This window comes from Pseudomonas sp. H1_F01 (assembly GCF_054681425.1).
Map to the genome: position 1 here is coordinate 253,305 of NZ_CP162823.1, position 13,480 is coordinate 266,784.

Here is a 13,480-nt window from a genome sequence, read left to right on the forward strand (position 1 = left end):
GTCGATTATGTTGCAGCACATTCCCACCCATGTCATCGCCGGTCCCTTGGGCGCCGGCAAGACCAGCCTGATCAGGCATCTGCTGGCGCAGCGACCGGCCAATGAACGCTGGGCGGTGCTGATCAATGAGTTCGGTCAGATCGGCCTGGATGCCGCGTTGCTGACCCAGGCTGGCGATGGTATCGCACTGGGCGAAGTGGCCGGTGGCTGCTTGTGCTGCGTCAACGGCGCGCCGTTTCAGATCGGTCTTGGGCGTTTGCTGCGCAAGGCCAGGCCGGATCGGCTATTCATCGAGCCCTCGGGCCTGGGGCATCCGGCGCAGTTGATGCGCCAGCTGAGCGAAGCGCCATGGCTCGGCGTGCTGGCGGTGCAACCCTGTGTGCTGGTGTTGGATGCCCGGGCGATGGTGGACGGCAAGCCTTTGCCCGACGCGCAGCAACAAACCCTGGCGGATGCCGGACTGCTGGTGCTGAACAAGTCCGAGACCCTCACACAAGCCGATCGCCAACGGCTGGAGGCGCAACTCTCAGGGCGTGCGTTGTACTGGACGCAGCAGGCTGCGCTGCCGATCGATCGATTACCAGGCCTTGCGGCTCGGGGCAGTGGGGTTGTGGATAACTTGAATCTACCGAGGAGCTTGGGCCAGATACCGGCCATCTGGTCCGACCCGACGCTGCCGATCTGCCTGCATCAGCAGCAGGAAGGTGGCTGGAGTATTGGTTGGCGCTGGCACCCCAGCCAGCAATTCGACGCAGCGGCACTGGAGCGATGGCTACAAGGCCAAGACTGGAGACGGGCGAAGATGGTTATCCACAGCGTCGACGGCTGGGTTTCAGCCAATGCGCTGGAGGGGGCGGCGCTGGGCTGGCAAGCCAGTGAGTGGCGCCAGGATTCTCGGATCGAGCTGATTTTCGATCAGGCGCAAGACGTTGATGGTCTGCAAGCCGGGCTGGCGAATTGTCGGTGTCGCTGAGTCAGCCCTGTTTCAAGGCTTCCACTTGTTGTGTTCCTGGCGCCACTGGCTCAACTCGATGACTTCAGCCCTGGGCCTGGTGTGGATCGGTTCAATGGGGGGTGGCGGTGTTTCTTCGAAGGGCATCGGGTAGGGCGCCAGTTCGATGTGTGCGCTGTGGGCGCCAAACTGGGTGATGGTGCCTGAGTGGCGGCTTTCACCGGTGACGGTGAATTCGAAGGTGTAGACGCGTGCCAGGCGTCGTCGTCCGCTGGCGTCCTTCACGAAACCGATTTTTTTCAGCGCCACGTTGCCGTCCAGCAGCTCGATCTTGAGGTTGGCGCAGTGCTGCATGACCCTCGCCAACGCCCGTTCGCGCAAGCCATGGTTGTGCCACAGCCAGGCGCCGCCGGTAGCCAGCAGCATCAGCACGAAAATGTTTCCAAGGGTCAGCATGAACGAAGTGCTCCAACAAGTTGCTGCCAGCTTAACTGTCTCGCCGGTCTGTCGTATAGGCTGCGTTTAGTCGCATACTGCGCGGCTTGAATTTCAATCGTTTTACGGAAACTTCCCGCATGAAACGTACGCCTCATCTGCTTGCCATTCAGTCCCACGTGGTATTCGGACACGCCGGCAATAGCGCCGCAGTGTTTCCGATGCAGCGGATTGGCGTGAACGTTTGGCCGCTCAACACCGTGCAGTTTTCCAATCACACCCAGTACGGCCAATGGGCCGGTGAAGTGCTGGCCCCAGAGCAGATACCGATATTGGTAGAAGGCATTGCGGCCATCGGTGAGCTGGGTAACTGCGATGCGGTGCTGTCCGGTTACCTGGGTAGCGCGGCCCAGGGGCGGGCGATTCTGACGGGCGTGGCGCGGATCAAGGCCGCCAATCCGAAGGCGCTGTACCTGTGTGATCCGGTCATGGGACATCCAGAGAAAGGCTGCATCGTGGCGCCCGAGGTGAGTGAGTTTCTCCTGGAAGAAGCAGCCGCCGTGGCGGACCTCATGTGCCCGAACCAACTGGAACTGGACAGTTTTTCGGGACGCAAGGCGCAGTCTTTGCTCGACTGCCTGGCCATGGCCCGGGCGTTGCTGGCTCGTGGACCGAAGGCGGTGCTGGTCAAGCACCTGGCCTACCCTGGCAAGCCGGATGACAGCTTCGAAATGCTGTTGGTGACCGCCGATGGCAGTTGGCACCTGCGCCGTCCACTGCTGGCTTTCCCGCGCCAACCGGTGGGCGTGGGTGACCTGACCTCGGGGTTGTTCCTGGCACGGATACTGTTGGGGGACAGCCTGGTGGCGGCGCTCGAATTCACCGCCGCGGCGGTGCATGAAGTACTACTGGAAACCCAGGTTTGCACCAGCTATGAACTGGAACTGGTCCGCGCCCAAGACCGGATCGCCCATCCACGGGTGCGGTTCGAGGCTGTGCCGATCAGCCTCTGATCGCACCGTGGAAATGCTGCAAAATCCCTGTGGGAGCGAGCTTGCTCGCGATAGCGGTGTGTCAGTCAGCATCAATATTGGCTGATCGATCGCCATCGCGAGCAAGCTCGCTCCCACAGTTGAATCTTCGGCGGTCGGTCAAGGCCCGTCTGCCTTGATGTCCTGATAACGCTTTTCCAGCTCCTGGCGAATCTGCCGACGTTGCTGGGCTTGTTCGTAGCGGCGTTTTTCTTCGCTGTTTTGCGGCTGCAAGGGCGGCACGGCTGCGGGTTTACGCAGGTCATCCACCGCAACCATGGTGAAGAAGCAACTGTTGGTGTGGCGCACCGAGCGTTCGCGAATATTTTCAGTCACGACTTTGATGCCCACTTCCATCGACGTGTTGCCGGTGTAGTTCACCGATGCCAGGAAGGTCACCAGTTCGCCGACATGAATCGGCTCGCGAAAGATGACCTGGTCAACCGACAGGGTCACCACGTAGCGCCCGGCGTAGCGGCTGGCGCAGGCGTAGGCGACTTCGTCGAGGTATTTGAGCAAGGTGCCGCCATGGACATTGCCAGAGAAGTTGGCCATATCGGGGGTCATCAACACCGTCATCGACAGCTGGGCGTTTCCGGGTTCCATAACGTACTCACGGTTCAAGGCAGCAATTCGGGAGTGCACCTCTGCGGGTGCTGGTGGGTGGCCTGCAAACAGGTCACCAGGTTTTAAAAACCACCGATATCGGGACGCTGCGCCTGTGGTTGCCGTCACGCGCCGATGGATCTGTTTCCATATATTGCACCGTCTTTTTGTCGGAAGTCGCGGTGTTACCCTTCAAAAGCCCGTTGTGAGGGCAATTCCTACAGAGGGAAATGGATTTCTCCAGCTCTGCGATGAGTCTTTTGAACAGGGAGCTCCGACATGCATGCCATCAGTTTCATTCAAGACTTGGCAATCATCATGATGGCAGCGGGGCTGGTGACCGTGCTCTTTCATCGTTTCAAGCAACCGGTGGTATTGGGCTACATCGTGGCGGGCTTCATCATTGGCCCGCATACGCCACCGTTCGGTTTTATCCATGACGAAGACACGATCAAGACCCTGGCCGAGCTTGGGGTGATCTTCCTGATGTTTTGCCTGGGCCTGGAGTTCAGCCTGCGCAAACTGTTCAAGGTTGGGGCCACGGCCTTCATCGCGGCGTTCCTCGAAATCGTGCTGATGATCTGGATCGGCTATGAAATCGGCCGCTGGTTCGAGTGGAGCACCATGGACTCGCTGTTCCTCGGCGCGATCCTGGCCATTTCCTCCACCACCATCATCGTCAAGGCCCTCAACGACCTGAAGATGAAGAACGAGCGCTTCGCGCAGCTGATTTTCGGGGTGTTGATCGTCGAGGACATTCTGGGCATTGGCATCATCGCCTTGCTGTCGAGCATTGCTGTCAGCGGCACCGTGAGCTCCGGCGAGGTATTTTCCACGGTGGGCAAGTTGTCGTTGTTCATGATCGTCGCGTTGGTCGTCGGCATTCTGTTGGTGCCGAGGGTACTGGCCTACGTCGCGAAGTTCGACAGCAACGAAATGCTGCTGATTACCGTGTTGGGCTTGTGTTTCGGCTTCTGCCTGCTGGTGGTGAAGCTGGAATACAGCATGGTGCTCGGGGCGTTTCTGATCGGTGCGATCATGGCTGAGTCCCGGCAACTGCTGAAAATCGAGCGGCTGGTGGAGCCGGTGCGCGATCTGTTCAGCGCGATCTTCTTTGTCGCCATCGGGCTGATGCTCGACCCGGCGATCTTGCTGCAATACGCCTGGCCGATTGCGGTGATCACGGGCGCAGTGGTGCTCGGCAAGATGTTGTCCTGCGGCCTCGGTGCCTTTATCGCCGGCAACGACGGACGCACCTCGCTGCGCGTTGGGATGGGCCTTTCGCAGATCGGCGAATTCTCTTTCATCATCGCGTCGTTGGGGATGACCCTGCAGGTCACCAGCGATTTCCTCTATCCGGTTGCGGTCGCCGTCTCGGTGTTGACTACTCTGCTGACGCCGTACCTGATCCGGGCCGCCGACCCGCTGTCCGTCAAGTTGGCGACGGTCATGCCGCAACGGTTGACGCGGGTGCTGGGGATGTATGGCGAATGGCTGCGCAGCATCCAGCCCCACGGAGAGGGGGCGGTGGTGGCCTCGATGATCAGGCGGATTTTGCTGCAGGTCGGGGTCAACCTGGCGCTGGTCATCGCGATTTTTGTTTCGGGTGGTTTTTTCGCCGAGCGGATGTCGGCGTACCTGCAAGCGTGGATCAGCGACCCGAGCTGGCAGAAGGCATTGATCTGGGGCGGGGCGTTGCTGCTGTCGCTACCGTTCCTGATCGCCGCCTATCGCAAGCTCAAGGCGCTGTCGATGCTGCTGGCGGAGATGGGCGTGAAGCCGGAGATGGCTGGCCGCCACACCCAGCGCGTGCGTCGGGTGATCGCCGAAGTGATCCCGATTCTCTCGTTGCTGGTGATTTTCCTGCTATTGGCAGCCTTGTCGGCCAGCATTCTGCCGACCAACAAGTTGCTCGTACTGATCGCCGTGGTGGCGACTGCCGTGGCGGCATTGCTCTGGCGCTGGTTCATCCGCCTGCATACGCGCATGCAGGTGGCCTTGCTTGAAACCCTGGACAATCACAAGGAGTCGTCCGGGCATTGACCGGCCGTGGGGCTCAGCTTTCCAGCCAGACGTCCCGCGCCCAGTGCCAGACTGATTCCCAGGTTTCTTCGGCGATCAGTTCTTCTTCGGCCTGCCACAGCACCACAGTGCCGTCTTCTTCGACGCAATAATAATCGTCGCCGTCCTGGCAGATCGGGATCAGGCTGCGGTCGACACCGGCATCCCAGGCATTGGCGGCCACATCCGGCAGGTAGGTGTGGGATTGTGGATCGGTGACGGTCACCGGTTCCAGGCTGCCATAGACGACATCGCTGACGGTCAGCAAAAACTCCCTGAAGACGAATGGGATATCGATGAACAGCTGCTCTTCGATCTCTACCAGCAAGTCTTCGTCGGGCAACTCCAGCGGGACCGGTACGGGCTCGTTGGCTTCACGCAATTGTTCGATGATTTCTTCCACGTCCGGGGATCCTCTTTCTCGATGGCGCGGTTTTATATGGAGCGGTTTATACAGTAGCTCGCTATAGATGCAACCGCGAAATAGAAAACCCCGGCCTGAGCCGGGGTTCTTTTATTTCAACATGCAAAACGGGCAAAGGTTCAACCGTTCTGGCGAATACCGGCCACCAGCCAAGGCTGGTCATCGCCCTGGGCACGTTCCATGTTCCAGCTTTCGCTGAACGCTTCGCCCTTGTCGAAGCGAGAATCCTTCGACACACCGCTGAAGGTCAGGGTGGCGATGGTCTTGTCGGCGCGATCGTCGACGCCGTCCAGCTGCACGTGCAGGTTATCGATGTAGGTGGACTGGAAGCCATCACCCAGTTCGGCCCGCTCGCGCTTGAGGAACTCCAGCAGTTGCGGGGTCACGAATTCGGCGATCTTGTCCATTTCGTTCGCGTCCCAATGCTGCTGCAGGGACATGAAGTGGCTGCGCGCGGCTTCGATGAAGCGTTGTTCGTTGAACCAGGCCGGCGCATTGATGACCGGACGGGCGGCCACAGGCGCTGCCGAACCACCGAAGATCGAACCGCTGGCAGGCTGCTGGTTGAACACTTCACGCTGCATCGGCGCGTGGCCGGCTGGAGCGAATTGCTCCTGCTGCTTGCGACGACGGGCGGCAATGAAGCGGAAGACCAGGAAGGCGATGACCGCCATGATCAGGATGTCGAAGATCTGCATGCCCTGGAAGCCGTCGCCCATGAACATGGAGGCGAGCAGGCCACCGGCGGCGATGCCGGCCAGGGGGCCGAGCCAGCGCGAAGCACCGCTGGCCTTGGTGGCAGCGCCCGCGGCACCGGCAGCGCCTGCGGTGGCAGCGGTAGAACCGGCGGCAGAGGACGGTGCCATCTGGCTGGTTTGGTGAGTCGGGGCAGCGCCCGAGCTTTTACCACCGCCAAAGCGCTTGGCGGCATTGGCGTCGATGGCCATCGTCAGGCCAATGCACAGCGCCATGGCGATGCTAAGAAAACGTTTCATATAAAGGCATTCCCATTTGTGGATAGCACGCGCGCCATGTTGCACAGCTGAACTGTTGCTGGCTAGCGACAGAGTGTTTCGGGCTTTTGCGTGACAGCTTAGGTTCAGCTTGGGCTGTGCAAGAAGGCTTGTTCGCTTTGGGCTGTAGGAAAAGTAAATAAGTTCGGTCGGAAACTAATGTGGGATAGGGAGAGATACCTGTGGGAGCAAGGCTTGCCCGCGATAGCGATCTGTCTGACGCACCTGTGTCAAATGTGCCACCGCCTCGCGGGCAAGCCTTGCTCCCACAGCAAGGTGCTTCTTACGAAATTTTTAGATCGCTTCCAGCTTGGCATACCCCAGCATCAGCCACTTGCTGCCTTCGCTGAAGTTCACCTGCACCCGCGCCTGGGCGCCAGCGCCCTCGAAGTTGAGGATCACGCCGTCGCCGAATACCGAATGCCGTACGGTCTGGCCGAGGCTGAAGCCGGTTTCCGGGATGTCGCTGCCGCCGAACAGGCTGCTGGTGCTTTGCTGCTGGCCGCCACCGAACGGACGGCTGACACTGTTGGACAGCCGCACTTCCTGGATCAGGCCTTTCGGTACTTCGCGTACGAAGCGCGACACCTTGTTGTAGGTCTCGCTGCCATACAAACGTCGGGTTTCGGCGTAGGTCAGCACCAGATTCTGCATGGCACGGGTGATACCAACGTAGGCCAGGCGCCGTTCCTCTTCCAGGCGTCCCGGTTCTTCCAGGCTCATCTTGTGGGGGAACAGGCCTTCTTCCATGCCCACGAGGAACACGTAGGGGAATTCCAGGCCCTTGGCGCTGTGCAGGGTCATCAGCTGGATGCTGTCTTCGTGTTCGTCGGCCTGGGTGTCACCGGCCTCCAGGGAGGCGTGACCGAGGAAGGCCGACAGCGGCGTCAGGTCTTCGTCTTCTTCGGTACTTTCGAAGTTGCGCGCAGCGCTGACCAGTTCCTCAAGGTTTTCCACCCGAGCCTGGCCTTTCTCGCCTTTTTCCGCTTCGTGGTAGGCGATCAGGCCGGACTGCTCGATGACGGTCTGGGTCATCAAGTGCAGAGGCATTTCCCCGCACTTGGCGGCCAGGTCTTCGATCAGGTCCATGAAGGCCTTCAGGGCGCCAGCGGCGCGACCGGTCATGCCTTTGTTGGCGACCAGTTGGTGCATGGCTTCCCACATGGACACATGGCAGTGGCGCGCGTGATCGCGAATCGCTTCGACGGTTTTCTCACCGATGCCCCGCGTTGGCACGTTGATCACCCGTTCCAGGGCGGCGTCGTTGCCGCGTCCTTCGATCAGGCGCAGGTAGGCCATGGCATTCTTGATTTCAGCACGCTCGAAGAAGCGCTGGCCGCCGTAGATGCGGTAGGGGATTCGCTCGCGCAGCAAGGCCTCTTCCAGCACCCGCGACTGGGCGTTGGAACGGTACAGGATGGCGATATCGCTGCGGGCCAGGCCGGTTTTCAGCGCGCTTTCGATGGTTTCCACCACGTAGCGGGCTTCATCGTGTTCGTTGAAGGCGGCGTAGAGATTGATCGCTTCGCCTTCGCCGCCGTCGGTCCACAATTCCTTGCCCAGGCGTCCGGTATTGTTGGCGATCAGGGCGTTGGCCGCCTTGAGGATGCCGGCGGTGGAGCGGTAGTTCTGTTCCAGGCGGATGACTTCGGCGTCGGGAAAATCCGCCGAATACTGGTGAATGTTCTCGATCTTGGCGCCGCGCCAGCCGTAGATTGACTGGTCATCGTCACCCACCACCATCAGGCTGTCACCGCCCTTGGCGAGCAGGCGCAACCAGGCGTATTGCACGGCGTTGGTGTCCTGGAATTCGTCCACCAGTACATGCCGGAAGCGCTTCTGGTAATGGGCCAGCAGGCCTGGGTGGTCGCGCCACAGGTCCAGCGCCCGCAGCAGCAGCTCGGAGAAGTCGATGACCCCGGCGCGCTGGCACGCCGCCTCGTAGGCTTCGTAGATGCTGCGCATGGTCGCCAGGAACAGGTCGCCGCTGGCCTGGATGTGCTGCGGGCGCAGGCCTTCGTCTTTCTGGCCGTTGATGAACCATTGGGCCTGGCGGGCCGGCCAGCGCTGCTCGTCCAGGCCCAGCTCGCGGATCACCCGCTTGACCAGGCGTTGCTGGTCGTCGCTGTCCAGGATCTGGAAGGTCTGGCTCAGCCCGGCCTCCTGCCAATGCGCCCGCAACAAGCGGTGCGCCAGGCCGTGGAAGGTGCCGACCCACATGCCGGCAGGGTTGATGCCCATCAGTTGTTCGATGCGATGGCGCATCTCGGCCGCGGCCTTGTTGGTGAACGTCACCGACAGGATCGAATGGGGCGAGGCGTTCTCGACCTGGATCAACCAGGCGATACGGTGCACCAGCACTCGGGTTTTACCGGAGCCGGCACCGGCCAGGACCAACTGACGACCCACGGAGGCTGCTACGGCCTGACGTTGGGCATCGTTGAGGGAGTTCAGCAGAAGGGAGAGATCATCGCGCATCGGGGCATTCTAGGGTGCGGCGTCACCCCGGGCAAACCGAGCTTTGCATCAGCCGATAAAAGACCGCTTGATGATGACCGGCGGGTCACAGGCTACAGGCGTTGGCGGGACTCGCTCGAAAGGGTCGCCACCCAATGAAACAGCGACTTTTTTCCGTGTTTTTATGAGCTGGGGCAGTGTGGGATGCCCCGTGGCTTGTGTATGCTCGGTGTTTGTTTCGGGTTCTCCACGCTCCACTGAATAAGAACAAAAACAGTGCCAATGACCCTCAATTCCGATCCGGCGGGCCCCTGTGTGGAGCCGCGGGTCATCTGCAAGCAGTACGCCATGGAGATGGCGGTCGAGCGCACACGTCTGCTGTATCAAGGCTCGCTGCTGCCTACGTTGTTCATGTTGCTCAATGGTCTGGTCTGCGCCGCCCTGTTATGGGAGCCGCGGCGCTATTTCCTGGTCAGCGTCTGGCTCGTCTGGTTGTTGTCGCTGGTGGCCTTGCGGGTGATCCAGGTGGCGGCCTTCGATTCGGCGATGCCGAGCCGCCAGGCACACCCGATCTGGTTGCGTATGTTTTTGCTCGGCTCGGCGATGACCGGCCTGACGCTGGCTGGGGCCGGTATCGCGCTGGTCCCGGCTGACAGTTTCCAGCAACAGGCCTGGGTATTCGGCCTGATTGGCGCGGCGGCCCTGTCGGCCAGCGTGGCCTACGCGGTGAGCCTTCCCGCATTCCTGTCCTTTACCTTGCCGTGCCTGTTACCGGCCATCGGCTACCTCTTCTGGGGCGGCGACGAGCAGCAACGCGGGTGGGGCTGGCTTGGGCTGATCGTGCTGGTCTCGCTGAGCGTGGTCGCCTGGCAAGTCAACCGCTTGATCCAAAGCGGCCTGTTGCGACGCTTCCAGAACCAGGCGCTGATCGAGCATCTGCAGCAAGCTCAAACCCGCGGCGCCCAGCTCAACGACGCGCTGGCCCGGGAGGTCGAACAACGCCGTTCTGCGGAGGAAAAACTGCGGGCGGCCCAGGTTGGCCTGGAAGCGCGGGTAGCGCAGCGCAGTCTTGAACTGGAGGTCGCCAGCCAGGCGTTGAGCAAGAGTGAGGCGCGTCTGGCCCTGGCGCTCAAAGCCAGTGAGCTGGGGTTGTGGGACTGGAATCTACAGACTGACGAAGTCCATCACACTCAGCTCAAGGAACTCTTCGGCCTGGAACCCGAATACATCACGGCGATGCTCACTCATCTCACCCCGCGTCTGCATCCGCAGGACCTGCCGGCGCTCAAGCGGGCCTTGGTCGAACACCTCAAGGGCCGCAGCGAGGATTACCAGATCGAATACCGTGTGCGCCACGGCGATGGCCACTGGGTCTGGATCGAAGACCGCGGCCGGGCCGTGGAGCGCAGCATGAGCGGACGGGTGCTGCGTATGGTCGGCACCCGGCGAGACATCAGCGCCAGCAAGGAACTCGAGCAGCAACGGCAACTGGCGGCCACGGTGTTCGAAGCCGCCAGCGAAGGTATCGTGATTTTCGACCCCCACTACGTGCTACTCGCTGCCAATCAGGCGTTCACGCGGGTCACCGGTTTCAATATCGATGAGATGCTCGGGCGCAATGTGGTGGACCTACCGTGCAGTCGCGATGCGCGCCGGCATTACCCCATCATTCGCCAAGCGCTCAAGCAACACGGCACCTGGCAGGGTGAGTTGGTGGAGGCGCGGGCCAACGGCGAGTTGTATCCGCAATGGCTGCAACTGAACGTCGTGCGCAATGCTCGGGGAAATGTCAGCCATATCGTGGGCTTCTTCGCCGATCTTTCGGCGCGACGCGAATCCGAAGAGCGGATGCGCTACCTGACCCATTACGACGAATTGACCGGGCTGGCCAATCGCTCGCTGTTTCGCGAGCGCCTGCACGAAGCTCATCAGCGTGTGCGCCAAGGCGGACGGCGCAGCCTGGCGTTGCTGCATATCAACCTGGACCGTTTCAAGTTGCTCAACGACAGCCTCGGCCATGACATCGCCGACCAGTTGTTGCAGAAAATGGCACGACGCCTGATCAATGCGCTGCCCGAGGCGGATACCATCGCCCGGCTATCGGGCGATGAGTTTGCGGTGTTGTTCGATGCCTATGGCAACCTTTCGAGCCTGGCGCGGGTGGCGACTCGGCTGGCCGCCAAGCTGCGTGTGCCACTGACCATAGAAGGCCATGAACTGGTGCTCAGTGCCTCGATCGGCATCAGCCTGTTGCCCGACAACACGCGGGAAGTTGCCATGCTGGTCAGCCAGGCGAACATGGCTATGCAACATGCCAAGCATTTGGGGGGCAACAATTTCCAGTTCTACACCGACAGCCTCCAGGCCAGCACGCTGGAGCGCCTGCAACTGGAGAATCAGTTGCGCAAGGCCTTGGAAGAGCAACAACTGAAGGTTTTTTATCAGCCAAAACTGTGCCTGGCGACCGGTCGCCTGAACGCTGCCGAGGCGTTGGTGCGTTGGGATCATCCGGCCATGGGTCGTGTTCCACCTGGGGATTTCATTGGCCTGGCCGAAGAGACCGGGTTGATTGGGCCGATTGGTGAATTCGTATTGCGCCAGGCTTGTTGGCAGGCATGCGAATGGCAGCGCCAGGGGCTCGCGCCGATCAGGGTGTCCGTCAATCTGTCGGTGCATCAATTGCGCCAGGGCAAGCTGGTCAGCCTGGTGCGGCAGGTGTTGGAGGAAACCGGCCTGGCGCCCCAGTATCTGGAGCTGGAGTTGACCGAGAGCCAGTTGCTCGACAGCGTCGAACACATCATCGCCACGTTCCAGCAATTGCGTGACCTTGGAGTCAAGCTGGCGATCGACGATTTCGGCACCGGCTACTCATCCCTGAGTTACCTCAAACGCATCCCGGTGGATTACGTGAAGATCGACCAGGCGTTCATTCGCGGGTTGGGTGAGGGCAGCGTGGATGCGGCAATTACCCGGGCAATCATTGCAATGGCCCATGGGTTGTCGCTCAAGGTCGTGGCCGAAGGCGTTGAGCGGCAGGAGCAGCTCGAATTCCTCAGGAATGAACGTTGCGATGAGGTTCAAGGGTATCTGATCAGCCGGCCGGTGGAGGCTGAGGGGCTGGCGGGGTTGTTGCGGGCGCAACACCTGGTTGAATGAGCCTGGGCCACGACGATAACTTCCCCTCAGGCAACGAATTCGTCTCACGGGAAGTCATGGGAGCAAGTTATTGGGTGATTGGCTAATGACCAATAGACGATTTCCCCCGGGTTGGAAGCTCAGGACTGGCCTGGATATCAGCGGATCGGCAGCGTTGAAGGTTTGCGCTACGGCACAAGCTGCTACATCGGCGGATCCTCGGCCAAAACAAAGGGGCAGCGAGGCAATCCAGTTACGTTTTGGACGGGCAAAAAGCCAATTCTTGTAGTATAACTACAAGCTTGCTACATCCCGGCATCTGCCCATAACAAGAGTCCAGCCCCTTGAACCTGTTGCAACACATCGCCCAGTCACGCCACTTGCTACGCAAGTCGGAGCTGAAAGTCGCCGATCACGTACTGCTTGATCCTGCGGCCGTGATGCATAGCTCCATGGCCGATCTTGCCCACAGCGTCGGCATCAGCGAACCGACCATCGTGCGTTTCTGCCGGGCCATCGGTTGCTCGGGTTTCCAGGACCTGAAACTCAAACTGGCGCAAAGCCTGGCCGCCGGCGCGAGCTTCGGTCAGTTTGCGATCCATGAAGACGATTCCGTTGCTGACTACAGCCTGAAAATCTTCGACACGACCCTGCATACGCTGATGGAGGTTCGCGAGAAGCTCGACCCGGTGGCGTTGCAAAAAGCCGTCACGGCCATGTCCCAGGCCCAGCGTGTCGAGTTTTATGGCTTCGGCGCCTCGGGCGCGGTGGCAGCCGATGCCCAGCACAAGTTCTTCCGGTTGCTGCTGACGGCAGCGGCCTATTCCGACCCGCACATGCAGGCCATGTCAGCGGTGACCTTGAAACCTACCGATGTGGCGATCTGCATTTCCCAGTCGGGGCGTTCCAAGGACTTGCTGATCACCGCGAACCTGGTGCGCGAAAGCGGTGCCTCGCTGATTACCTTGTGCCCGAGCCAGACGCCATTGGCGGAACTGTCCACGGTGAACCTGGCCATCGACGTGCATGAAGACACCGAGATCTACACGCCGCTGACCTCGCGCATCGCCCACCTGGTGGTGATCGACGTGCTGGCAATGGGGGTCGCCATGGCCCGTGGTCCAAGCCTGGTCAACCACCTCAAGAGCGTGAAGCGCAGCCTTCGCAGCTTGCGGCTGTCGCCCAAGTCGGTGAAGGCGCTGGACGACTGAGTCCCAATCCCAGAGGTCGAGGGGGGCTTTTGTGCAAGGGAGCTTGCTCCCTCACCACAGGTGGCGTCTGCCCAAATTCATCGTCTTGTAATCTTCGCGCCGCCAAACCGTCATCCCGCTCCGTCATCGTAAAGCTCCCGTATACGTCTTGGGAG

The 13,480-nt window shown here is 60.8% G+C and carries 10 protein-coding genes; 5 read left to right on the forward strand and 5 right to left on the reverse strand.

Translation table 11 applies throughout. The features are described 5' to 3' along the window. Positions 1-7: 7 nt before the first annotated feature. The gene (locus AB4O09_RS01195) at positions 8-973 is read left to right on the forward strand and encodes a CobW family GTP-binding protein (protein ID WP_013694604.1); all 966 of its coding nucleotides are present in this window, start codon (positions 8-10) and stop codon (positions 971-973) included. A 12-nt stretch (positions 974-985) separates the two neighbouring features. On the opposite strand, the gene AB4O09_RS01200 is transcribed toward AB4O09_RS01195, so the two are convergent. Continuing rightward, positions 986-1,408: a DUF3301 domain-containing protein gene (locus AB4O09_RS01200; RefSeq protein ID WP_013694603.1), complete on the reverse strand. Its 423-nt coding sequence runs from the start codon at positions 1,406-1,408 to the stop codon at positions 986-988. Between the two features lie 119 nt (positions 1,409-1,527). Here AB4O09_RS01200 and pdxY point away from each other — a divergent pair, with 119 nt between their 5' ends. Continuing rightward, positions 1,528-2,400 (forward strand): pyridoxal kinase PdxY, encoded by an 873-nt coding sequence (gene pdxY / locus AB4O09_RS01205; protein ID WP_003206995.1) that lies wholly within the window; start codon positions 1,528-1,530, stop codon positions 2,398-2,400. A 138-nt stretch (positions 2,401-2,538) separates the two neighbouring features. On the opposite strand, the gene AB4O09_RS01210 is transcribed toward pdxY, so the two are convergent. Further along, positions 2,539-3,024: an acyl-CoA thioesterase gene (locus tag AB4O09_RS01210; RefSeq protein WP_003206993.1), complete on the reverse strand. Its 486-nt coding sequence runs from the start codon at positions 3,022-3,024 to the stop codon at positions 2,539-2,541. 279 nt (positions 3,025-3,303) lie between these two features. Between AB4O09_RS01210 and AB4O09_RS01215 the strand changes: the two genes are divergently transcribed. After that, a complete protein-coding gene (locus tag AB4O09_RS01215) occupies positions 3,304-5,067 on the forward strand; it encodes a cation:proton antiporter (protein WP_003206991.1) in 1,764 nt (587 codons plus the stop codon). A 13-nt stretch (positions 5,068-5,080) separates the two neighbouring features. On the opposite strand, the gene AB4O09_RS01220 is transcribed toward AB4O09_RS01215, so the two are convergent. From AB4O09_RS01220 to uvrD, 3 genes are all read right to left on the reverse strand, one after another. Continuing rightward, a complete protein-coding gene (locus tag AB4O09_RS01220; RefSeq protein ID WP_003187120.1) occupies positions 5,081-5,488 on the reverse strand; it encodes an SMI1/KNR4 family protein in 408 nt (135 codons plus the stop codon). A gap of 140 nt (positions 5,489-5,628) precedes the next feature. After that, positions 5,629-6,504, reverse strand: a complete 876-nt coding sequence (locus AB4O09_RS01225) for a Tim44 domain-containing protein (RefSeq protein ID WP_013694601.1) — start codon at positions 6,502-6,504, stop codon at positions 5,629-5,631. A 312-nt stretch (positions 6,505-6,816) separates the two neighbouring features. After that, on the reverse strand, positions 6,817-9,000 hold the full coding sequence (gene uvrD / locus AB4O09_RS01230; protein WP_003206988.1) for a DNA helicase II: 2,184 nt from the start codon (positions 8,998-9,000) through the stop codon (positions 6,817-6,819). Between the two features lie 261 nt (positions 9,001-9,261). Here uvrD and AB4O09_RS01235 point away from each other — a divergent pair, with 261 nt between their 5' ends. After that, entirely contained in the window at positions 9,262-12,135 is a 2,874-nt protein-coding gene (locus AB4O09_RS01235; RefSeq protein ID WP_043042239.1) for a putative bifunctional diguanylate cyclase/phosphodiesterase, read from the forward strand. Between the two features lie 323 nt (positions 12,136-12,458). Next, complete coding sequence (gene hexR / locus AB4O09_RS01240; protein WP_003187110.1) at positions 12,459-13,325, forward strand: transcriptional regulator HexR; 867 nt, start codon at positions 12,459-12,461, stop codon at positions 13,323-13,325. The last annotated feature ends 155 nt before the right edge of the window (positions 13,326-13,480 follow it).